At 69.0% G+C, this 18417-nt stretch carries 27 protein-coding genes, 4 tRNA genes and 1 pseudogene; 7 read left to right on the top strand and 25 right to left on the bottom strand.

Going from position 1 to position 18417, the window contains the following annotated elements; translation table 11 throughout:
* Positions 1-6 precede the first annotated feature (6 nt).
* Positions 7-191, top strand: a pseudogene (locus tag MARPU_RS17630) (transposase); the annotation flags it as partial.
* 41 nt (positions 192-232) lie between these two features.
* Here MARPU_RS17630 and modC read toward each other — a convergent pair.
* From modC to folD, 15 genes are all read right to left on the bottom strand, one after another.
* Positions 233-1318, bottom strand: a complete 1086-nt coding sequence (gene modC / locus MARPU_RS09565; protein ID WP_005224946.1) for a molybdenum ABC transporter ATP-binding protein — start codon at positions 1316-1318, stop codon at positions 233-235.
* Positions 1311-1988 carry a molybdate ABC transporter permease subunit gene (modB, locus tag MARPU_RS09560; protein WP_005224945.1) on the bottom strand — a complete coding sequence of 226 codons (678 nt, stop codon included), beginning with the start codon at positions 1986-1988 and terminating at the stop codon, positions 1311-1313. The genes modC and modB overlap by 8 nt, the downstream gene beginning before the upstream one ends.
* A gap of 61 nt (positions 1989-2049) precedes the next feature.
* Positions 2050-2793 (bottom strand): molybdate ABC transporter substrate-binding protein, encoded by a 744-nt coding sequence (modA, locus tag MARPU_RS09555; RefSeq protein ID WP_005224944.1) that lies wholly within the window; start codon positions 2791-2793, stop codon positions 2050-2052.
* A 47-nt stretch (positions 2794-2840) separates the two neighbouring features.
* Positions 2841-3659: a TOBE domain-containing protein gene (locus MARPU_RS09550; protein WP_005224943.1), complete on the bottom strand. Its 819-nt coding sequence runs from the start codon at positions 3657-3659 to the stop codon at positions 2841-2843.
* Positions 3660-3790: 131 nt separating this feature from the next.
* Entirely contained in the window at positions 3791-4711 is a 921-nt protein-coding gene (locus MARPU_RS09545) for an alpha/beta hydrolase (RefSeq protein WP_005224942.1), read from the bottom strand.
* A gap of 91 nt (positions 4712-4802) precedes the next feature.
* Positions 4803-5351, bottom strand: a complete 549-nt coding sequence (locus MARPU_RS09540; RefSeq protein ID WP_005224941.1) for a cytochrome b — start codon at positions 5349-5351, stop codon at positions 4803-4805.
* 272 nt (positions 5352-5623) lie between these two features.
* A complete protein-coding gene (locus MARPU_RS09535; RefSeq protein WP_005224940.1) occupies positions 5624-6007 on the bottom strand; it encodes a hypothetical protein in 384 nt (127 codons plus the stop codon).
* A 45-nt stretch (positions 6008-6052) separates the two neighbouring features.
* Entirely contained in the window at positions 6053-6904 is an 852-nt protein-coding gene (gene modD, locus MARPU_RS09530) for a ModD protein (RefSeq protein WP_005224939.1), read from the bottom strand.
* 2 nt (positions 6905-6906) lie between these two features.
* Complete coding sequence (locus MARPU_RS09525) at positions 6907-7965, bottom strand: ABC transporter ATP-binding protein (RefSeq protein WP_025275255.1); 1059 nt, start codon at positions 7963-7965, stop codon at positions 6907-6909.
* On the bottom strand, positions 7965-8630 hold the full coding sequence (locus tag MARPU_RS09520; protein ID WP_005225056.1) for a molybdate ABC transporter permease subunit: 666 nt from the start codon (positions 8628-8630) through the stop codon (positions 7965-7967). Before MARPU_RS09520 ends, MARPU_RS09525 begins: the two co-directional genes overlap by 1 nt.
* Before the next feature lie 19 nt (positions 8631-8649).
* Entirely contained in the window at positions 8650-9957 is a 1308-nt protein-coding gene (locus MARPU_RS09515; RefSeq protein WP_005225055.1) for a porin, read from the bottom strand.
* A gap of 47 nt (positions 9958-10004) precedes the next feature.
* Positions 10005-10718 (bottom strand): molybdate ABC transporter substrate-binding protein, encoded by a 714-nt coding sequence (gene modA / locus MARPU_RS09510; RefSeq protein ID WP_005225054.1) that lies wholly within the window; start codon positions 10716-10718, stop codon positions 10005-10007.
* Between the two features lie 24 nt (positions 10719-10742).
* Entirely contained in the window at positions 10743-10943 is a 201-nt protein-coding gene (locus MARPU_RS17625) for a hypothetical protein (protein WP_005225053.1), read from the bottom strand.
* A gap of 350 nt (positions 10944-11293) precedes the next feature.
* On the bottom strand, positions 11294-11743 hold the full coding sequence (locus MARPU_RS09505) for a PGPGW domain-containing protein (protein ID WP_005225052.1): 450 nt from the start codon (positions 11741-11743) through the stop codon (positions 11294-11296).
* 51 nt (positions 11744-11794) lie between these two features.
* Positions 11795-12652: a bifunctional methylenetetrahydrofolate dehydrogenase/methenyltetrahydrofolate cyclohydrolase FolD gene (gene folD / locus MARPU_RS09500; protein ID WP_005225051.1), complete on the bottom strand. Its 858-nt coding sequence runs from the start codon at positions 12650-12652 to the stop codon at positions 11795-11797.
* 164 nt (positions 12653-12816) lie between these two features.
* On the opposite strand from folD, the gene MARPU_RS09495 reads away from it, so the two are divergent.
* The 4 genes from MARPU_RS09495 (at position 12817) to MARPU_RS09480 (ending at position 13361) form a co-directional block, all read left to right on the top strand.
* Positions 12817-12893, top strand: a tRNA-Pro gene (locus MARPU_RS09495).
* 61 nt (positions 12894-12954) lie between these two features.
* Positions 12955-13031, top strand: a tRNA-Arg gene (locus MARPU_RS09490).
* A 112-nt stretch (positions 13032-13143) separates the two neighbouring features.
* Positions 13144-13219: transfer RNA gene (locus MARPU_RS09485), tRNA-His, on the top strand.
* 66 nt (positions 13220-13285) lie between these two features.
* Positions 13286-13361, top strand: a tRNA-Lys gene (locus MARPU_RS09480).
* Positions 13362-13450: 89 nt separating this feature from the next.
* Here the strand turns inward: MARPU_RS09480 and MARPU_RS09475 are convergent.
* The 9 genes from MARPU_RS09475 to MARPU_RS17610 all read right to left on the bottom strand — a co-directional run bounded on the left by MARPU_RS09475 (position 13451) and on the right by MARPU_RS17610 (position 17178).
* Positions 13451-14350, bottom strand: a complete 900-nt coding sequence (locus MARPU_RS09475) for a site-specific integrase (RefSeq protein WP_025275254.1) — start codon at positions 14348-14350, stop codon at positions 13451-13453.
* A gap of 80 nt (positions 14351-14430) precedes the next feature.
* Positions 14431-14631 (bottom strand): DUF4224 domain-containing protein, encoded by a 201-nt coding sequence (locus MARPU_RS18155; RefSeq protein WP_198015469.1) that lies wholly within the window; start codon positions 14629-14631, stop codon positions 14431-14433.
* Positions 14632-14718: 87 nt separating this feature from the next.
* A complete protein-coding gene (locus tag MARPU_RS09470; RefSeq protein ID WP_025275253.1) occupies positions 14719-15525 on the bottom strand; it encodes a DNA adenine methylase in 807 nt (268 codons plus the stop codon).
* Positions 15526-15545: 20 nt separating this feature from the next.
* The gene (rdgC, locus tag MARPU_RS17195) at positions 15546-15701 is read right to left on the bottom strand and encodes a recombination-associated protein RdgC (RefSeq protein WP_407636525.1); all 156 of its coding nucleotides are present in this window, start codon (positions 15699-15701) and stop codon (positions 15546-15548) included.
* 33 nt (positions 15702-15734) lie between these two features.
* The gene (locus MARPU_RS09465) at positions 15735-16289 is read right to left on the bottom strand and encodes a hypothetical protein (RefSeq protein WP_005225048.1); all 555 of its coding nucleotides are present in this window, start codon (positions 16287-16289) and stop codon (positions 15735-15737) included.
* Positions 16286-16609 (bottom strand): hypothetical protein, encoded by a 324-nt coding sequence (locus MARPU_RS09460; RefSeq protein ID WP_005225047.1) that lies wholly within the window; start codon positions 16607-16609, stop codon positions 16286-16288. The genes MARPU_RS09465 and MARPU_RS09460 overlap by 4 nt, the downstream gene beginning before the upstream one ends.
* Positions 16606-16812, bottom strand: coding sequence for a hypothetical protein (locus MARPU_RS17620; protein WP_005225046.1), 207 nt, complete (start codon positions 16810-16812; stop codon positions 16606-16608). The genes MARPU_RS09460 and MARPU_RS17620 overlap by 4 nt, the downstream gene beginning before the upstream one ends.
* Positions 16805-16969, bottom strand: a complete 165-nt coding sequence (locus MARPU_RS17615) for a hypothetical protein (RefSeq protein ID WP_005225045.1) — start codon at positions 16967-16969, stop codon at positions 16805-16807. The genes MARPU_RS17620 and MARPU_RS17615 overlap by 8 nt, the downstream gene beginning before the upstream one ends.
* Complete coding sequence (locus MARPU_RS17610) at positions 16966-17178, bottom strand: hypothetical protein (protein ID WP_005225044.1); 213 nt, start codon at positions 17176-17178, stop codon at positions 16966-16968. Before MARPU_RS17610 ends, MARPU_RS17615 begins: the two co-directional genes overlap by 4 nt.
* A 173-nt stretch (positions 17179-17351) precedes the next feature.
* On the opposite strand from MARPU_RS17610, the gene MARPU_RS09455 reads away from it, so the two are divergent.
* Positions 17352-17540 carry a type II toxin-antitoxin system HicA family toxin gene (locus MARPU_RS09455; RefSeq protein WP_005225043.1) on the top strand — a complete coding sequence of 63 codons (189 nt, stop codon included), beginning with the start codon at positions 17352-17354 and terminating at the stop codon, positions 17538-17540.
* Positions 17541-17542: 2 nt separating this feature from the next.
* On the top strand, positions 17543-17935 hold the full coding sequence (locus MARPU_RS09450) for a type II toxin-antitoxin system HicB family antitoxin (RefSeq protein WP_005225042.1): 393 nt from the start codon (positions 17543-17545) through the stop codon (positions 17933-17935).
* A gap of 18 nt (positions 17936-17953) precedes the next feature.
* Here the strand turns inward: MARPU_RS09450 and MARPU_RS09445 are convergent, their stop codons facing one another.
* Positions 17954-18412, bottom strand: a complete 459-nt coding sequence (locus MARPU_RS09445; protein ID WP_005225041.1) for a DUF4124 domain-containing protein — start codon at positions 18410-18412, stop codon at positions 17954-17956.
* Positions 18413-18417 lie beyond the last annotated feature (5 nt).

Raw genomic sequence — 18417 nt, 5'->3', positions numbered from 1 at the left:
TGCAACACCCCACACGGCAGCGGGCTGTGGGAGCGATCCGCTGGGTCGTCGAACGCTCGCGGGCGTGGCTGCATCAGTTCCGTTGACTGCGGGTGCGCTTCGAGCGCCGGGCCGATGTTGATGAGGCGCTTCTCTTTCTGGGGCTCGCGCTCATTTGCGCGAATGCCTGGGCGTGGGGCTCTTTGAGATAGAGCCGCTTGAGAAGACAGCGTTCGAGGGGGAACCTCTGGGCTCAATCCATCACCGCCACCGCCTTGACCTGCGCATGCACCTGCTGACCGGGGTGGAGACGGAGGCGTTCCCAGGAGTGGCGGGTGATGCGGGCGAGCAGGCGGCCCTCGGGGGTGGTGCCGACGGCGAGGCCGACGAGGACCTGGGACGCGCCGAGCGGGTGCATCTCGACGATGCGGGCGGGCAGGACGTTGAGGATGCTGGAGGTGCCGGGGTCGTCGAGGGCGATGCTGACGTCGCGGGCGTGGATGCGCACGCGCACCGGCGCGTCCACCGCGCGGTCGAGCCGCTCGAGCATCAGCGAGGCGCCGGGGATGGCGACGCGAGTGAGCCCGTAGCGCTGGTCGTGGGCGCGCACCCGGCCGTTGAGCAGGGCGCTGGCGGTCTCCTCGCGCGCCAGCGGCAGGTCGAGACGGGTGAGCATCTGCGGCGCCGGGCCGGCGGCGCGCAGCCGTCCGGCCTCGATCAGCAGGATGTGGTCGGCCAGTCGCGCGACCTCGTCGGGGTCGTGGCTGACGTAGAGCACGGGGATCTGCAGGTGGTCGTGGAGACGTTCGAGATAGGGCAGGATGTCGCGCTTGCTGGTGTGGTCGAGCGCGGCCAGCGGCTCGTCCATCAGCAACAGCCGCGGGCTGGTGAGCAGGGCGCGGGCGATCGCCACGCGCTGACGCTCGCCGCCGGAGAGCCCCGCCGGGTCGCGTCCGAGCAGCGGGGCGATGCCGAGCAGCTCGACCACCTCGTCGAGGTCGACGCGCCGCGCGCGCGCCGGGATGCGGCGGCGTCCGTAGTCGAGGTTGGCGCGCACCGAGCGGTGCGGGAACAGGCTCGGCTCCTGGAAGACGTAGCCGATCGGGCGGCGATGGGTGGGCAGGAAGCGCCCGCCGGCGTCGTCCTGCCAGCAGGCCTCGGCGAGTCGGCAGTGACCGGCGGCGCGCTCCAGCCCGGCGACGCAGCGCAGCACCGTGGTCTTGCCGCAGCCGGAGCGCCCGAACAGGGCGCTGACGCCGCGCGCCGGGACGCGACAGGCAAGATCGAGGCTGAAGTCGCCGCGATCGAGCCGGAAGGCGAGGTCGAGCACGTCAGCCATGACCGATCCGCCGCATGCGTTGGCCGAGCAGGTTCATCATCAGCACCACCAGGAAGGAGAACAGCACCATGCCGCCGGCGAGCCAGTGCGCCTGGGCCCACTCCAGCGACTCGACGTGGTCGTAGATCGCCACCGAGAGCACCTTGGTCTCGCCGGGGATGTTGCCGCCGATCATCAGGATCACCCCGAACTCGCCGACGGTGTGGGCGAAGGCGAGCACCGCGCCGGTGAGCAGGCCGGGCAGCGCCAGCGGCAGGGCGACGTCGAGAAAGCGCGCCAGCGGCGAGGCGCGCAGGGTGGCGGCGACCTCCAGCGGGCGCTGGCCGATCGCCTCGAAGGCGTTGTGCACCGGCTGCACCATGAAGGGCAACGAGTAGAGCACCGAGCCGACCACCAGCCCGGCGAAGGTGAAGGGCAGGGTGCCGAGCCCGAGCCACTGGGTGAACGTCCCCACCGGTCCGTGCGGGCCGAGCAGCAGCAACAGATAGAAGCCGAGCACCGTCGGCGGCAGTACCAGCGGCAGCGCCACCAGGGTGGCGACGATCTGCTTGAGGCGCGAGCGTGTCTGCGACAGCCACCAGGCCAGCGGCGTGCCCACCACCAGCAGCACGGCGGTGGTGAGGGTGGCGAGCTTGAGGGTCAGCCAGACCGGGGTGAGATCGAGTGACACGGCGGTGCTCCGGGTGTGGGGCGGGGCGGTGAGGCCCGGCGCGCGCCGGGCCTCGTCGCGCTCAGTCGGTGGCGTAGCCGTAGCGGGTGATCACCGCGCGCGCCGCCTCTCCCTGGAGGTAGTCGAGCAGCGCCCGGGCGGCGGGGTTGGCCTCGGCGCCCTCGAGCAGCACCGCGTCCTGACGGATCGGGCGGTAGTGCGACGGCGCCACCGTCCAGCGCGAGCCGCTGGGCTCGAGGGCGATCTGCGCCAGGGCGACGAAGCCGAGTTCGGCGTTGCCGGTGGCGACGAACTGGTAGGTCTGGGCGATGTTGTCGCCGCGCACCAGCTTGGGCGCGAGGCGCTCGGCCAGCCCCAGCGACTCCAGCACCTCCAGCGCCGCGGCGCCGTAGGGCGCGGTCTTGGGGTTGGCGATCGCCAGGCGCTCGAACGTGCCCGACTCGAGCAGTGCCGCGCCGTCTGTGATCAGCGCGGGGTCGGCGCTCCACAGCGCCAGCTCGCCGATGGCATAGGTGAAGGGGGCGCTGGCGCGGCCCTCATCGACGAGCAGCGCCGGGCGGCGCTGGTCGGCGGCGAGGAAGACGTCGAAGGGCGCGCCGTGGAGGATCTGGGTGTAGAGCTTGCCGGTCGAGCCGTAGCTGATCCGGGTGCTGTGCCCGGTGGCTTGCTCGAAGGCGGTGGCGATCTCCTTCATCGCCGCGGTGAAGTTGGCCGCGACCGCGACCCGGACCTCCTCGGCCTGGGCCAGGGTGGTGGCGCCGAGCAAGAGCGCGGCGGCGGTGAGTGAGCGCAATGGGGTCGACATCCTTCGATACTCCTGGTCGCTGACGGGGATGGGGGGCGTGGTGGGTCTCAGTCGCTGACCGCGAGGATGATGTGCGGGGCCTTGATCAGCGCACAGGCGCGCTTGCCCTCGGCCAGTTCGAGCTGACGCGCGCTCTCGCCGGTGATCATCGCGGTGACCCGCGCGCCGCCGTCGAGCGCGAGCACCACCTCGGTGTTGACCGCACCCTCGATCAGCCGCTCGACGGTGCCGCACAGACGGTTGCGCGCCGAGGTGTGCAGCCCGCCGTCCTCGGTGGCGATGAGCACGAAGGAGGCCTTGATCAGGGCGTAGGCCTCGCGCCCGGGCGCGAGGCCGAGCGTCTCCACGCTCTCGTTGGTGACGATCGCCACCAGCGGCGTGCCCTTGAGGTCGAGCACCACCTCGGCGTTGACCACCCCGGGGCGCACCGCGGTGACCACGCCGTGCAGATGATTCCTTGCACTGACCTTCATGTTGATGACTCCTAACAGACGGTGGAAACGGTCGAAATCGCGCACGCCCTCACCGAGCCGTTCGAGAAAGCGCCGGTGCTCGCGCTCGGCGGTCTCGAACACCGTGATCAGCCGTCGTCCCTCGACGGTGAGCCGGGTACCGCCGCCGTGGCGGCCACCGGTGCGTCGTTGCACCAGGGGCGTGGCCGAGAGGTTGTTCATCGCGTCGACCGCGTCCCAGGCCTGCTTGTAGGAGATGCCCAGGGCACGCGCGGCCTGCGAGATCGAGCCGGTCTCGTCGATGCGCCGCAGCAGCGCGATGCGCTCGTGTCCGGCGAAGCGCTGGGTGTCGAGATCGAGCTGGAGCGCGCCCGAGGTGTCGAGTCGGGTGGGGGCATCTGCAGCGTGTGGCATGAGCGCGGTCCTCCTTGCGCGATGATGGGGTTATATCGAGGGCGATATAACGACAATGCTTCCAAGCAAAAGAGATGCCAAAACGTTTGGCCCCGCCGTCCGGCCGGATCCCGGCGCGGCGCGCGGCGGCGTCAGCGGGCGACGACGCACCGTGTCGAGGCGGGCTCCGGTGTCGCCGCACCAGCATGGCACAGTCCGCGCACGCCGTGCTCGGCGAGGAACGCGATCAGGGTCCCGACATGCTGCTCGATGTGCTCGACCGAATCATGCCCGGCGCCGGGCACCTCGTACAGCCGCGCCCGACCGGTGGGGGCACGTTCGAGGATGCGCCGGGCGTCGCGCGGCGACACGCTGGTGTCGGCGGTGCCGTGGACCAGCAGCAGCGGACAGCCGATGCGCGTGGCGGTGTGCAGTGGGGCGATCTCGGCGAAGCGGTGACCGATGCGCCACTCGACGTGCCGGGTGGCCAGTCGCGCCAGCCAGCGCGGCAGGCGCAGCGCGCGCAGATAGCCCTCGGTGACCTCGGCCGGGTCGGCGAAGGCGGCGATGCTGATCACCGCGTCGGGCAGCGGGTTGTCGGCGGCGTAGTACAGGGTCGCGCCGGCCCCCACCGAGTGCCCGAGCAGGGCGAGACGGCGACAGCGCGCCGGATGGCTGCGGCGCAGCCAGTCGACCGCCGCGCCCAGGTCCTCGGCGAAGCGCGGCAGCGAGGAGAAGGTGTCGCCATCGCTGTTGCCGTGGCTGCGCGCGTCGAACAACAGCACGTTGAGCCCGGCGCGGCGGAAGGGCGCGGCCAGCGGCAGCATCAGCTCGGCGCTGCTGCCCCAGCCGTGGAGCACCACCAGGGTCGCCTCGGCGTCGGGCGCGGGCAGCAGCCAGGCGAACAGCCGGCGACCGCGCCGGGTGGGGATGGTGCAGGTCTCGAAGTCGAGCCCGAACGCGCCCGGGTCGTGGTGGGCGCGCCGGCGCGGGGCGCGGAAGCCGAGCTGCACGGCGAGCGCGAGCAGGCCAAGCAGGGTCGCAGGCAGCAGCAGGAGGGTGAGCAGGATCATCGTCGGGGGCGGGTGAGGGGTGAGGGGTGAGGGGTGAGGGCGGGGCGTCGCGCCCCGCCGCGCGCCCGGGCTGCCCCGGGCGCCCGTTGCCTCAGGGCAGGCTGATGCGGGTCATCACCCCGTCCTTCAACCGCCAGTGCTTGAGCCCGGCGGCGGTGTGGATCACCACCAGCACGAAGATCGCCAGGGCGCCGAGACCGTGATAGCCGAACAGCATCTTGGCCAGCTCCGGGTTCTCTGCCAGCGGCAGCTCGATGCTGAGACCGAAGAACTCCAGCGGATGGCCGGCGCTGACCACGGCCACGGCGGCGCCGATGGTGATGGCGAGCAGGCCGATGTAGAGCAGCACGTGCAGCGCGCCGCCGACGAACTGCTCGCCCTTGCCGAGCGGCGGCTCGTAGGCCGGGGCCGGCGAGCGGCGACGCAGCGCCAGGCGCACCAGGGTCAGCAGCAGCACGGTGGCGCCGACGCTCTTGTGGATGGTCACCAGGGTGGCGGCGAAGTCCTCGCCGAAGAGGTTGGCGATGCCCTCGGAGCCGAGCAGCCAGAACAGGGTGCCGGAGCAGAGCAGGCCAAACAGCAGCAGGGCGACCAGCCAGTGCAGCAGGCGTTGGGTGAAGGTATAACGCGGTTGGGCCAAGGGTTGTTACCTCGCGATCGGGATGCTGGGTCTGTCGTGACGACGACAGGGTCGGGAGCGGGCCGGGGACTCGGGGGCGCGCGTGGCCGCCCGATGGCGGTGCGCGACGCGGGCGCATACGTGTCCCTGAGCCGGTTGCGCCGGTCGGCTCGGGGCTAGTTATACCAACCCGCATCGGCTTCTGGCCAGTCGTCGCGGCGCACCTCGGGGCCATACCGAAGCGGGCCTCGCACGCAACGACCGATGTCCTTGCGACGCTGCCCGAGGCGTGTTCAGCGCGGCATCTCGGCGTGCAGCGCGCGCTGTTCGAGCAGCGCGCCGTCGGCGCCCTGGGGCGCGATGCGGCGCAGCGACAGCCAGCGCCCGTCGTCGAGCCGCCAGGCCAGGTGCGACTCGGCGTGGACCAGCGCGGCGTAGAAGCTCTCGCCGTCGTCCGAGCGCGGCTCGAGACGGCGGTAGTCGCAGACGCAGAGACAGGGCGCGCCGGCGGCATCGTTGCCGATGATGCGCCGCGCCGTCACCTCGTACTCGCGATAGATCCGCAACCGGCGCGGCGCGATCAGGCGCGCGCGCCAGCGGTGCCCGAGCAGCGCCCGCCAGGGCGCGAGACAGGGGTGATCGGGGTGGTCGAGTTCGATGGTGGATGATGCCCGCATGGCGAGTCCTCCCGCTGGTGATCGTGGCCGCGCGCCAGAAGGGGGTCAGACCCCGCGCGCGAAGCGGACCTGAACATCGCGCGGCGGCGCCAGGTGCGGCGCGCTGGTCACCAGCAGCCGCGCCCCGGCGCGCGCATAGTCCTCGGCGTTGGCGGCGTTGACCCCGCCGGCGGCGGCGACCAGTGCCGTCGAACCCGCGGCGGCGAGCGCGGCGACCGTCTCGGCGACCGCCGCGGGGCTGAACTTCTCCAGCTGGATGACATCGGCCGCGGCCCAGACGAGCGCCTCGGCGACGTCCTCGACCTCGACTACCACCCGCTTCTCCGGGCAGCGGCGGCGCAGTCGCGCGAGTGCCGCGGTGGGGTCCTCGTCGAGAAACAGGCGGTGCTCGGCGAACACCAGCAGGGTCTCGGAGAGCCCGCTGCGGTGCATCACCGCGCCGGCGGCGCGCGCCGCCTTGACCGCCAGAGGACGGGTGCCGGGGACGTTCTTGCGGGTGAGCGCGACCAGCGCCTCGGGGTGGCCGCGGCGCGCCGCCTCCTGGATCTCGGCGGCGCGGCTGGCCACCCCCGAGCACCACTCGACCAGGGTCTGTGCGCTCTTCCACGCGCGGTGCAGGATGCCTGCCTCGGCGCTGGCCTCGAGCAGCAGGGTCTCGGGCGCGGCCTGTTGACCGGAGGCGGCGTGGAGGGTGGCGCGCGCGCCGCACAGCGTGAACATCCGCGCCGCCTCCTCGATCCCGCACACCACCATGGGGTCGCGGGCGAACAGGCGGATCTGGCCGGGGCGGGCGTCGATCGCCAGCGCCTCGGTGGTGAGGTCGCCGTAGGGCACGTCCTCGGCGAGCAGCTGCTGCAGGCGGTGGTCGTCGAGCGCCAGGGGTTGGGGTCGGATCATGGTCAATACCTCGTGGATTGGATGGTTTTTGCCGTCCCCGCCGGGAGCGCGATGGCGCAGCCCGGGGGGACGTCGAGCAGGGTGCGCGTGCCGCGCGCCGGACAGGGCAGGGCGCGCGGCAGGTGGATGCGCAGCGCCGTGCGGTCGGGCAGGCGACAGTGCAGCGCGCGATAGGCGCCCATGTCGATCACCCGCGCGACCTCGACGGCGAGCCCGGCGCGGGCGCCGGGGCGCGGGCCGTCGGGCAGCAGCGCGACCACGCGGTCTGCGCGCCGGGGCGCGCGCGCCAGCTCGACCCGGCCCCAGGGGCCGCAGGCCGCGCGCCCCTCCCAGCGCGTCACCGCCAGGGTGTTGGGCCAGCCGAGCACCCGCGCGACCTCGGCATCGCCCGGCGCGGCGAACACCGCCTCGGCCTCGTCGAGCCGGCGCAGCCGCCCGCCGATCATCACCCCGATCCGGTCGGCGCACTGGCGCGCGTCCTCGATGTCGTGGGTGACCAGCAGGGCGCAGGTGGCGGTCTCGGCGACCAGCTCCTGCACCAGCAGCCGCAGCGACTGGCGCAGACTGGCGTCGAGCGCCGAGAAGGGCTCGTCGAGCAGCAGCAGCGCCGGGGCCGGGGCGAGCGCGCGCGCCAGGGCGACGCGCTGGCGCTGGCCGCCGGAGAGCTGGTCCGGGCGGCGCCGCGCCAGCCCGCCGAGTCCGACCCGCTCGATCCAGCGCGCCACCCGCGCGGCGCGATCGGGCGCGCGCGCGAGCCCGTAGCCGATGTTCTCGGCGACGCTGAGGTGGGGGAACAGGGCGTGGTCCTGGAACATGAAGCCGAGGTCGCGCCGACGCGGCGCCAGGTCGATGCCGGCGGCGCGCGCGTACCACAGCCGCTGGCGGTGACGGATGTGCCCGGCGCGCGGGCGCTCGAGCCCGGCGAGCAGCCGCAGCAGGGTGCTCTTGCCGCCGCCCGAGGGGCCGAGCAGCGCGGTGATCCCGGCGCCGGGCAGCGCCAGGCGCAGGCGCAGGTCGAAGCCGGGGCGACGGAAAGCGAGATGGGCGGAGAGTTCGGTCATCACAGTCGTCCGAGTCGGCGCAGGAGCAGGAACAACACCAGCGAGATCCCCCCGAGCAGCAGCGACAGCCGGGTGGCGCAGGCGAAGTCGCCGTCGAGCACCTGGTTGTAGATCGCCAGCGACAGCGTCTCGGTCGAGCCGATGAGGTTGCCGCCGAGCATCAGGGTGATGCCAACCTCGCCGAAGGCGCGCCCGGCGCCGAGCGTCAGCCCCGCCGCGAGGCTCGGGCGCACCGCCGGGATCACCACCCGCCACAGCGTCTCCAGGCGCCCCTTGCCGAGGGTGTAGGAGGCCTCGACCAGCGCCCGCGCGCTGCCCTCGATCGCCGACTGCACCGGCTTGACCACCAGCGGTAGCCCGGCGATGAAGGCGGCGAGCACCAGCGCCGGGAAGGAGAACACCAGCTCCCAGCCGAGGCGCGCGTAGAGCGGCGCGCCGAGCACGCCGTGGCGCCCGAACAGCATCAGCAGGAAGAAGCCGATGGCGATCGGCGGGAACACCAGCGGCAGCGACACCAGCGCATCGAGCAGCCAGCGCAGCGGGAACGACAGGCTGAGCAGATAGCCCAACCCGACCCCGGCGACGAGCAACAGCGCCAGGGTCACCGCCACCACCCGCAGGCTCAGCAGCAGGGCGTCGGGCGAGCAGGCGAGCAGCGCGGACATCGATGATCCCCCGATCCCGTCAGTCGACGAACTGGAGCTGCAGCGCGAGCCGGTCGTCGAGCGCGGCGAGCAGCCGGTTGGCGTCGGCCCGCGCATCGAGCCCCGGGGCCTCGGCCGCGCGCCACTGATAGTTGGCCATCACCTGCCAGTGACGGTCGATGCGGTAGCGCAATCCCAGCGTCCAGGTGGTGAAACGACGGTGGTCGGCGGCCGACTCGGTGCCGCGGTCATAACGGTCGTAGCGCAGATCGAGCCAGGTGCGCGGGGCCAGCCGCCAGCCGCCCTCGAGATACCAACCCGCCGCCTCGCCCTCGGGCAGCAGGTTGCGCCCGGCGATGCGGGTGGCGGCATTGTTCCAACTGCCGGGCACCGCGCCGCCGTCGCTGCCGGCGAGGATCATGCCGCGCCCGACGAGATACTCGCCGCTCAGCCGCCAGCGCGCCGCCTGGTGGATGACCCCGGCGCCGGCGCGGGTGCGCAGGTGGCCGCCGGGGTCGGCGCCGTCGAGTGTGCGCCGTCCCTGCTGCCACCAGCCGAACAGCTTGGTGCCCTGGCGCGCGGCACCGCGCCCGCCCTCGACGTGCTCGCTCGACCAGTAGAGATAGAGATCCTTGTGGTTGTCGTTGTCGAGACGCGCGACGCCGTTGCCGTTGCCGAGCATCAGCGCGTAGCTGTGCGCCCAGGGCCCGCCGCCGGGGAGCACGCCGAAGAGCTGTGCGCCGATGTCGTGATAGAGCGAGCGCGGGCCGCGCGGCGCGTTGGCGTCGAGCGGGTCGCTGCCGTCGTGGTCGAGGAAGGTCTCGTTGAGCAACTGATCGACCGCGGTCGAGACGGCGAAGTAGGGCTGGCGCGGGGCCGGGCGCAGTGCCTCCTCGCTGCCCGGCGGCTTGAACTGGCCGAGGCGCAGGCGCAGCGCCGGGTCGATGCGATAGCTGAGGCTGGCGTCGATCAGCTGCAGTTCGTCGCCCGCGCGGGTCGCGATGTTGTCGCCCGCCTCCACCGCGACCAGATAGTCGAGCGGCGCGCCGCCTGGCACCCGCCCGCGCACGCCGAGGCGCAGCCGGTGCAACTGCCAGCGCTCGGCGGCGCGCTTGTCCGGCCCCAGGCGGTTGGCCGCCATCCCCTGGCCGGTCCAGCCGCCGACCGGGATCGGGGTGTCCTCACCCCGTTGATAGGCGAGCTGGGCGAAGCCCCAGGGACGCAGCGCGCGCGTCCCCTGCTCGGGTTCGCTGCCCTGGAGAAGCAGCCAGTTGGCCGCCTGGGCGAGTCCGGGGGCAAGCAGCGCGGCGCCCAGCGCGAGCGCGCGCATCCTGGTCGAATCGGTCATGGCAAAGATCCTCGGGGCGAGGCGCGCGCCCCGGTGGTGACTGAGCCTCACAGCCCGTACTCGGCGAGCAGGTCGCGGGCGGCGGGGGTGGCGACGAAGTCGAGGAAGCGCTCTGCCGCCGCCCCGGGGGCGCGGCGCGTGGGCACGCCGATGACGATCTCGAGCGGCGCGTAGTGGCTCGGGTCGATGGTCTCGACCACCAGCCGCTCGGGGTCGAGCGCGCGCGCCTCGGTGGCGTTGATGAAGCCGGCCTCGACGCTGCCGGCGCGCAGGTGCGCGGCGACCTGGGGGACGGTGGCGAGCACGGTGAGGCGCGCGGCGAGCGCCTCGCGCAGCCCGTCGTGTGCGAGTGACTGGAGCGCGGCGCGGCCATAGATCGCCCGCGCCGGATCGGGCAGAGCGATGCGGCGAAAGGCCGGATCGGTGAGCGGCCGATCGGCCAGCTCGGCGGTGCGCACCAGCACCAGCCGGCCGCGCCCGAAGGGCTGGGTGCGGGCGAACAGCCCGCTCTCGGCGAGAAAGCGCCGCTCGCCGACGACCAGCGCCACGCGCTCGCTGGCGCGGGTCTGGGCGAGCACCTGGCGCATGTTGCCGAAGGCGGCCTCGAGGCCGATGCCGCTGTCGCGCTCGAAGGCCTGGTAGAGCGCGAGCAACGGGCGCTTGTAGCCGGCCCCGGCGGCGATCAGCAGACCGTCGTCGGCGCTGGCCGCGGGCGCCGGCAGGGCGCAGCAGAGCATCAGCAGGGCGATGAGTAGGGGCATGATGGGATCTCCTTGTCCACGGGGTCAGCGTTGCATCCTCTGGGTGAGCGAGCGGGTGCGCGGCGCACCCGGGGCGTCGCCGATGGTGCCGGGCTGGGCGTCGTCGCGCCCGGCGTCGATGACGGCGACATCGCGGGTGTCGATCGCCGCCCCGGTGGTCTGCTCGGCCTGGACGCCGAGGCCGGGCAACCCGCCCAGGGAGAGGCGTTGCGTCCACGCGTTCACTGTCGTTCCTCCGGTCGGGGCGCCGGGGCGCCCGGGGATCAGGGCCGGGGCGGGGGAGGCGCTATATTCGTTTCGATATAACGCTGGACGTGGCCACCCCTCGGCTGCGGTCGTCGTGCGAGGGTCTTGAAGCAGGAACGATGCCAAACATCAGGTGTCGGCGGTCGATGAGGCGCTATCCAGTTGTCTCGGAAGGGATGTTCCGGGGAGCGAGGGGCGCTGTGGTGGTGAACGACGCGGGGGCGTGATGTCGCTTTGTATACAAGGTGCCGCACACTGATGGGATTCGCGCGCGGCCTGCCCCGGAGTGGGACGTCGCTGTTCCATGATGGAACACCGCTCGGGTGGGGTCAGCCCCCGACCTGGTCGGTGGGCGTCTTTGGGGGCAGCACCGGCGCCAGGCCCCGGCTGCGACGCAGCCAGTTGATCGCGCCGAGCAGGTGGGGATTGGCGGCGAGCCGGCGTTCGAGCCGATACTTGCCGGGGAAGTCGAGGAGGATCAGCCCCATCAGCATGGTCAGCAGCCCCTGACCCGGCAGCACCAGCATCAGCAGGCCGCAGAGCAGCAGCAGCGCGCCGCTGAGGTTCTTGAGCAGGCGCAGCAGCGCGTGGACCAGCGGGTGATGACGGCGCAGCCGGTCGGGGCGGTGCGTCGGGGCGGCGAAGTAATCGACCGGGATCAGCGCCACCAGGAAGGGCAGCGAGAGCAGCGAGAGCAGGAACACGGCGACGGACAGGCCGGCGATCCAGGCGCTCAGCGCCTGGTGGACCTCCACCCAGTGCAGTGCGGTTTCGATCATGGTGACAGGGATCCTGAACGGGCGCCGGGCGCGACGGCCCGGCGCGCGGCCTCAGCCGGCGGCGTGCAGCTCGGCGGCCTGGAGCGTGTTCTCGAGCAGGCTGGCGATGGTCATCGGACCGACTCCGCCGGGCACCGGGGTGATCCAGGCGGCGCGCTCGGCGCAGCCGGCGAAGTCGACGTCGCCGACCAGCTTGCCCGCCTCGGTGCGGTTGATGCCGACATCGATCACCGTCGCGCCGACCTTGATCCACTCGCCCGGCACGAAGCCCGGCCGACCGACGGCGGCGACCACGATATCGGCCCCGCGCACCTGCTCGGCGAGGTCCTTGGTGCGGCTGTGACAGATGGTCACGGTGCAGCGCGCGGCGAGCAGCTCCAGGGCCATCGGCCGACCGACGATGTTCGACTGGCCGATCACCACCGCGTCGAGCCCGGCGAGCGACTGACCGGTGCGCGCGAGCATGGTCATCACCCCCTTGGGCGTGCACGGGCGCAGCAGCGGCATGCGCAGCACCAGGCGACCGACGTTATAGGGATGGAAGCCGTCGACGTCCTTGGTCGGCAGGATGCGCTCGGTCACCAGCGCCTCGTCGATCTGCTCGGGCAGCGGCAGCTGCACCAGGATGCCGTCGATGGTCGCATCGGCGTTGAGCCGGTCGATCAGCGCCAGCAACTCGTCCTGGGTGGTCGAGGCCGGCAGCTCGTGCAGCTCGGAGCGGAAGCCGACCTCGGCGCAGGCCTTGCGCTTGTTGCGGACATAGACCTGGGAGGCGGGGTTCTCGCCGACCAGCACCACCGCCAGGCCGGGGGCGCGCTGGCCGGCGGCGAGCAGGGCGTCGACCCGGGTCTTGATCTGCTGGCGGATGTCTGCGGCGATCGACTTGCCGTCGAGGAGTTGTGCGGTCATGGTCTTCCTAGTGATACGGGGTCAATGGCGCATGATATCGTGCGCGACGGTGGCGATGGAATCCGTCGTCGGCGAATCGGGCGATCATCGGTGCTTGACAGCGGGGAGGCGGCTGCGTAAATTAAGCGCTCTTCGATTTCGGGTCGAACTGATTCGATCGAAACCGGGGTATAGCGCAGTCTGGTAGCGCGCCTGCTTTGGGAGCAGGATGTCGGGGGTTCGAATCCCTCTACCCCGACCAAAGATCAGCCGCCAGGTCGCGAGCACGGACAGATGTCCTGCCCGCCACTGCGCCGCCACGAGCGCCCGTAGCTCAGTCGGATAGAGCAACGGCCTTCTAAGCCGTGGGTCGCAGGTTCGAATCCTGCCGGGCGTGCCAATCGCAAGCCACGGCAACGAAGATCGGGCTTGGTGAAAAAAAGAGCTTGCATATCTTCAGGGACAGATTATAATGCACAGCTCATCGCATCGACGCATGCGAAGTAGCTATGGTGGACGTAGCTCAGTTGGTAGAGCGCAGGATTGTGGTTCCTGTGGTCGTGGGTTCGATCCCCATCGTCCACCCCAAAATTAAAGAGTACGTGAGTTGACAAGGCAGCAAAAGTCCTTTAAGCTTAACGGCTCTAGAAAAACGGGCCGTTAGCTCAGCTGGTAGAGCAGTGGACTCTTAATCCATTGGTCCTAGGTTCGAATCCTAGACGGCCCACCAAACAAATCAGGTAGTTACATGTAGCTGCCCGGTGAAAACAGGCCGGATATTACCAAATTGGTAATATCCGGCCTGTTTTTTTATGTCTGTTAGGATGGCTTGAGCGGTACTACGCGTCGCGGTTTTCGCAGATAGTGCCGTACAGTCACCGCTCGTCCCGAGTGCCCGAGTTGGTTCGTGGCATCCCCGCCCGTTGCTTCAAAGTCCGTCGCGTGCTTTGCGCGGAGATCCTTCAACAGAAACCTCTCGAACCCGTCCGCAGCCAGCGATCGCTGGAATCGTCCCCAGGCGTTGTCGACAGCGCTTTCCGTGAGCGGGAACAGTCGGTCATCTGGGCTGTCGGCGAGCGCTTGATCGACGACTCGCTGCAGTTCCGGGGTCCATTCGATCAGGACTCGCTTTCCCGTTTTCTGCTCCTTGGTCTCGATGCCCTCTGGTTTGAGCTGGAATCGAGTAAGGCGCAGCACATCGCCTCTGCGCAGACCAGTCAGGTAGGCGAGCCACATCAAGGCTGCCATCCACGGTCGCGCGCGCTGTATGGCATTCTCGAGCTCGGCGTCGGTGACGTAGCGATCACGCGGCTGCTCGGGGTTGCGATACTGCAAACCGAGGAGAGGGTTGCGCAACAGTCCGCCCCAGTGCGTGGCTTTGGTCAGCATGTGGCGGAGCAAGGCGATCTCGCGGTTTGCCTGAGTCGGTGACTGCTGGCCGCGCTTGTCGAGGTACTGGATTGCATGTCGGGGCTCGATCGCACCAGGCGCCATGTCTCCGAAGACAGCCAGAAGCCGCCTGCTCTGTTGCTTGGCGCTGCGCTGGGTCGCCTGGGCTTTCCGAGGAAGCTCTTCGCGTTTGTAGCGTATCCAGAGTCCTTTGATTGTCTGTTCGGTTGATGCCTGGTCTCCCATTAACTCGGCCCACTTGCGCAGCGCAGCCGATTTGTCAGGCCCAAGCGGGATCGCTTTCCCGTTCTTCCCCGTATCGGGGTCCAAGGGGATGAATCGATACTGTCGGCCGTGGCGGTAAACGCGAGGTGGCAGGTCTTTATCCTTGGTGCGGCGCCGAGGGGCCATCAGAGAGCACCCCAGTTTGGTTCAGGCGAGATCGAGCGCTCTGTTACCGAATGCTCAATCGTTGCGCGCGCAACGATGGGGCGCCCATCCGGGCGAATGAGGTACCTCACGCCCATGCGATCGAGAGCCCTGCGCTGGGCGCTTGGCCGCACCCGTTTGGTCATGCGCTTGATATCTTCTTCTGAAAGGAAAGCGCTCATCTGATTCTGCTCATACCTCAAACATTTGCAGCTCGAATACCGTGCCGGTAAAGGCGTCCGATGACGCCGCACGAGGATGTCAGTCATTCAGGCGAGCATGTCAAAGAGGCTGTTGTTGGGGCAGTTCGGGGATAGCCACATTACTTCAACCCGCTCCCTCGCTCCATCCGCATGAGCCTTCCTGTAGACCTTTCTCCAGCCGCGGTATAGATCGTCGTAGAGGTCACTCTGATAACCGCTTAGGACCACCATTCCGCTAAGTTCGGACAATGCCTCGCTCAAGCGCTCATGCTCCATATCAGTCATCTCATGGCGATAGTCACCGCCCGCATCACGGGTAGAGGCCACGTAAGGAGGGTCCACGTAGTGAACTGTCTGCTCGCTATCATGGGCAGTCATCACCTCAAGAGCATCACGGTTTTCAATCACCACGCCCTGGAGTCGCTCAATGATCTGCTCCAGGGCCACCGGGTAATTTCTCCAGTCGGAAGCAGGGGTGGTGCCTCTTCTGCTTGAGTTCGACCGAAAGCCTGTTGGCCTGTTGTGAGCATTGCTACCGAATCCCATGAAGGAGCGAACCACTGTCCGCCTGGCCTGCTCCAGAGGGTCATCTGCCCTGATGTAGCTAGCATGGAATTCGTCACGAGAGTACGGGGTAAGCCGCAGCGCCTGGCGCAGCGCTGGACCTTGTTCACGGGCAACTCTGAAAAGGTTCACGACCTCACCGTCCAAGTCGTTATAGACCTCAGCGTAGCTCCGGGGCTTCTTGATCAAGACGCTGGCAGCTCCACCGAATGGCTCAACATAAATGCGGTGATTCGGGATGTTGCCAATGATCCAGTCAGCCAGTATCCACTTGCCGCCGTGGTAGCGAAGGATGGGACGAGTACACATCACGATAATCCGAAATAGAACTATACATTCAGCAGACAGCCCTCGAGGGGATGGACCAGGGCGCCGCTGTCCTCGCCGAGCGGTGCGCTCCAGCCCATGGTCGCGGTCTCCAGCGGACCGCAGGGACGGAACCGGCGTCCGTCGAGCTGGGTGTGCAGGTCGACTCGCCCAGTCATGCCCGGCAAGGAGGCGGGCTGCGGTTGAGCAGGTCATGCGCTCCTCCGTTCGTGCTGGATTTTTTCGCGCAGGGTGTCAAGCAGGGTCTCGACGCAGAGGTTGCGCGTAAATGCTTCGGCCTTCAGGCGTCCGCGTGCGCCCGAGATAGCCATCTCGCGCTCGTCGGCGATGGCGACAAGGCGGCCAGTCACCACGTCGCTCACGGCCCAGCCGCAGGGGTCTTCATCGAGCCAAAATGACGGATAGCGGTGCGCAGCCAGGCGCCATTCGGGCGGGTCGATGATCTGCCCGTGTACCAGCACGCCATCAGCCCAGGCGATGCGGAATGTGACCTCTTCCATGCTCCGAACCTCCGGTGCGGTGGTGGCGGCGAGCAGTCCGGTCTCGACCAGCTCGCGTGTGGCGGTCATGAGCTGCTGGCAGCGCTCGCGGATGCTCTCGTCGAGCGCGCCGTGGGGCGCGTCGGGCGCGGCGCGGATCAGGCTTACGAGCGTGCCGGCTGCCTCCTCGATTTCGAGTTGGCTCGCCTCGATCGGCCATTGCGTACGAATAGGGCCGCAGGTGATGGGGTGGTCGTGGCCTTTCATGCGTGTCTCCCTCCCGTGGCTTCGCTGATCGCGTGCCGGGCGATGGCGTTGATCGCGTCTCGGTCGCTCCACTGCTGCGCCGAGGTGTTGAGGATGTGTTCCAGCGCGGCGAGCAGCGTGGGCGCCGCGCGGATCAGCCGGGCGTTGGCGTAGACAGGCCAGTCGTCGTCGGTCAGCTCGACAACAGGGCGGCCCGGGTCAGCCAGATCCCGATGCACGACCGTAGCGATGACATCGCCGTCGAGGCTGCGCACCACGACTTCCGTGTCGTCCGGTTGAAGATCCGTGAGCCACGGCCCCTGGGTGTGCTGACTGCTCATGCCTCTCCCTCCACAGCTGCCTTGGCGCGTCCATCTGGCCAGCAGCGCGGGGCGCGTTTGGTGATCGTGCGGCGGGAGCGGATGGTGGGAATGCCGTGGACGTTGGCCCGCACTTCCAGCCCGGCGGTACGAAGCACGTTGGTGAGGTGCTGGACGGAAACGTTGGAGTCGATCTCCAGCGTGGTGCGCTGTTGCTTACTCATCTGCGTGATCTCCGGTGGTGTGGTCGAGCGGTGTGTCGGTCTGGTCGACGACGAGCTGCCGCGCCGTCGCGGTGGTGACGACGCCGTGCGCGCCGTCGGGCGTGACGGCGACGCGGTCGCCGCGGCGCAGGGCGTTGAGCCATTCGAGCGAGCTCATGCCCGCACCCCCGATGCACGGTCACGCTCATCACAGGCGTCACACCAAGCCGTTGTCGCGCGCAACCAGTCCTTCTGTGCGGCTTTGAGCTGGCGGCGAGCGACGGTCAGTTCAGCCTGGATAGCCGTCACCTTGGCCTGTGCCGCATCGCGTTTGGCTTCGGCATCGCACCGGAGCCGGTCGAGGTGGTCGATTCCAGCGTCACTCATGTCTCACTCCTCTCGGGTGGCGGCCTTGGTATGGGCCTTGAGGAGAAAGGTAGCTTTTGCTAAATGTCAGGTCAATAGCAAAAGCTAAATTTTATCTACTGAACGCCATCTCGCCGCTCCTTCCTGGTGAACTCAGTTGCGACTGAAGAGGGGCGTGTGTAAAGCTACACACCATGAACAGCGCCGACGTGATTCGACGCCTGAAGGCTGAGGGCTGGGTTCTGGCCGGCGGCAAGGGCGATCATCAGAAGTTCAAGCATCCGCAGCGGGCCCGGCATGTGGTGGTGCCGCACCCGCGCAAGGATCTTCCCGTCGGCACACTGCGCAACATCTACCGGCAAGCCGGTTGGGAATGGAGGTGAAGATGCTCTACCCGGCGTATGTCCACTTGGGTGACGAACAGCACGCGCATGGCGTGACGCTCCCGGATTTCCCTGGCTGTTTCTCGGCCGCCGATACCTGGGAGGCATTGCCGGGCGCGATTCAGGAAGCGGTCGAGCTCTACTTCGAGGGTGAGACGCTGGAGATCCCGGCGCCGACGCCTCTGGAGAGACTGGCGCACGATCCTGAGTACGAGGGCGGGGTCTGGTTGTTGGTCGACATCGATCTGGCGCGGGTGCGCCCCAAGGCGATGCGGCTCAATATCTCGCTGCCTGAGACCTTGGTGCGGCGCATCGATGCCCATGCCAAGGCTCGGCACTTGAGCCGCTCGGCATTCCTTGCTCAGGCGGCGCGGGCGGCAATGGAGCCGCGGTAGGACCGATTTTCTACCGATTCACGGCGAGCTATATCTCAGGCGCTCGAGATCGCGCTGTGCCGCGTCAATGAGAGGGGCGTACTTGTCGATCACGGCCTGATTATCCGCCGCCAAGGCGTTTTCCAGTGTCGCGCCGGCCAGGTTGTTATTGGCCCAGCGCCGGCGTGCCGCGATTCGCGCAAGTTCAGCATCTCGTTGGGACTCGAGCTTCTCGAGTCTTCGTTCGGCGGCGGCGAGTGTGCGCGCTCGCTCTTGCTGCTGCCCGATCTCGCGCCATCGCTGCGCTGTCGATTTGGCAACGGATGCGTCTGGCGTGTGAACATCCAAATCCATCGGATCAGTGCCATGGGTGCAGGGGATCTGAGAGAATACAGCCCTTCCCGTATCTGGGTCCACGCACTTGTAAATCTCCCCGTGCGCAGCGGCTTGCGAGATCAAAGCAAAACCGAAGACAATGCAGACGGCTTTCCTTTTCATGGCAG

It is taken from the genome of Marichromatium purpuratum 984, assembly GCF_000224005.2.
GTDB lineage: Bacteria > Pseudomonadota > Gammaproteobacteria > Chromatiales > Chromatiaceae > Marichromatium > Marichromatium purpuratum.
Note: the sequence above shows the minus strand (reverse complement) of the source record. Positions and strands in the feature narration are given on the sequence as shown.

What these genes read in the sequence shown, in the direction of transcription:
- modC (WP_005224946.1), bottom strand. Translation starts at nt 1,318, where the DNA reads ATGGCTGACGTGCTCGACCTCGCCTTCCGGCTCGATCGCGGCGACTTC.
- modA (WP_005224944.1), bottom strand. Translation starts at nt 2,793, where the DNA reads ATGTCGACCCCATTGCGCTCACTCACCGCCGCCGCGCTCTTGCTCGGC.
- MARPU_RS09550 (WP_005224943.1), bottom strand. Translation starts at nt 3,659, where the DNA reads ATGCCACACGCTGCAGATGCCCCCACCCGACTCGACACCTCGGGCGCG.
- MARPU_RS09545 (WP_005224942.1), bottom strand. Translation starts at nt 4,711, where the DNA reads ATGATCCTGCTCACCCTCCTGCTGCTGCCTGCGACCCTGCTTGGCCTG.
- MARPU_RS09535 (WP_005224940.1), bottom strand. Translation starts at nt 6,007, where the DNA reads ATGCGGGCATCATCCACCATCGAACTCGACCACCCCGATCACCCCTGT.
- modD (WP_005224939.1), bottom strand. Translation starts at nt 6,904, where the DNA reads ATGATCCGACCCCAACCCCTGGCGCTCGACGACCACCGCCTGCAGCAG.
- MARPU_RS09525 (WP_025275255.1), bottom strand. Translation starts at nt 7,965, where the DNA reads ATGACCGAACTCTCCGCCCATCTCGCTTTCCGTCGCCCCGGCTTCGAC.
- MARPU_RS09520 (WP_005225056.1), bottom strand. Translation starts at nt 8,630, where the DNA reads ATGTCCGCGCTGCTCGCCTGCTCGCCCGACGCCCTGCTGCTGAGCCTG.
- MARPU_RS09515 (WP_005225055.1), bottom strand. Translation starts at nt 9,957, where the DNA reads ATGACCGATTCGACCAGGATGCGCGCGCTCGCGCTGGGCGCCGCGCTG.
- modA (WP_005225054.1), bottom strand. Translation starts at nt 10,718, where the DNA reads ATGCCCCTACTCATCGCCCTGCTGATGCTCTGCTGCGCCCTGCCGGCG.
- MARPU_RS09505 (WP_005225052.1), bottom strand. Translation starts at nt 11,743, where the DNA reads ATGATCGAAACCGCACTGCACTGGGTGGAGGTCCACCAGGCGCTGAGC.
- folD (WP_005225051.1), bottom strand. Translation starts at nt 12,652, where the DNA reads ATGACCGCACAACTCCTCGACGGCAAGTCGATCGCCGCAGACATCCGC.
- MARPU_RS18155 (WP_198015469.1), bottom strand. Translation starts at nt 14,631, where the DNA reads ATGAGCGCTTTCCTTTCAGAAGAAGATATCAAGCGCATGACCAAACGG.
- MARPU_RS09470 (WP_025275253.1), bottom strand. Translation starts at nt 15,525, where the DNA reads ATGTGTACTCGTCCCATCCTTCGCTACCACGGCGGCAAGTGGATACTG.
- rdgC (WP_407636525.1), bottom strand. Translation starts at nt 15,701, where the DNA reads ATGACTGGGCGAGTCGACCTGCACACCCAGCTCGACGGACGCCGGTTC.
- MARPU_RS09465 (WP_005225048.1), bottom strand. Translation starts at nt 16,289, where the DNA reads ATGAAAGGCCACGACCACCCCATCACCTGCGGCCCTATTCGTACGCAA.
- MARPU_RS09460 (WP_005225047.1), bottom strand. Translation starts at nt 16,609, where the DNA reads ATGAGCAGTCAGCACACCCAGGGGCCGTGGCTCACGGATCTTCAACCG.
- MARPU_RS17620 (WP_005225046.1), bottom strand. Translation starts at nt 16,812, where the DNA reads ATGAGTAAGCAACAGCGCACCACGCTGGAGATCGACTCCAACGTTTCC.
- MARPU_RS17615 (WP_005225045.1), bottom strand. Translation starts at nt 16,969, where the DNA reads ATGAGCTCGCTCGAATGGCTCAACGCCCTGCGCCGCGGCGACCGCGTC.
- MARPU_RS17610 (WP_005225044.1), bottom strand. Translation starts at nt 17,178, where the DNA reads ATGAGTGACGCTGGAATCGACCACCTCGACCGGCTCCGGTGCGATGCC.
- MARPU_RS09455 (WP_005225043.1), top strand. Translation starts at nt 17,352, where the DNA reads ATGAACAGCGCCGACGTGATTCGACGCCTGAAGGCTGAGGGCTGGGTT.
- MARPU_RS09450 (WP_005225042.1), top strand. Translation starts at nt 17,543, where the DNA reads ATGCTCTACCCGGCGTATGTCCACTTGGGTGACGAACAGCACGCGCAT.
- MARPU_RS09445 (WP_005225041.1), bottom strand. Translation starts at nt 18,412, where the DNA reads ATGAAAAGGAAAGCCGTCTGCATTGTCTTCGGTTTTGCTTTGATCTCG.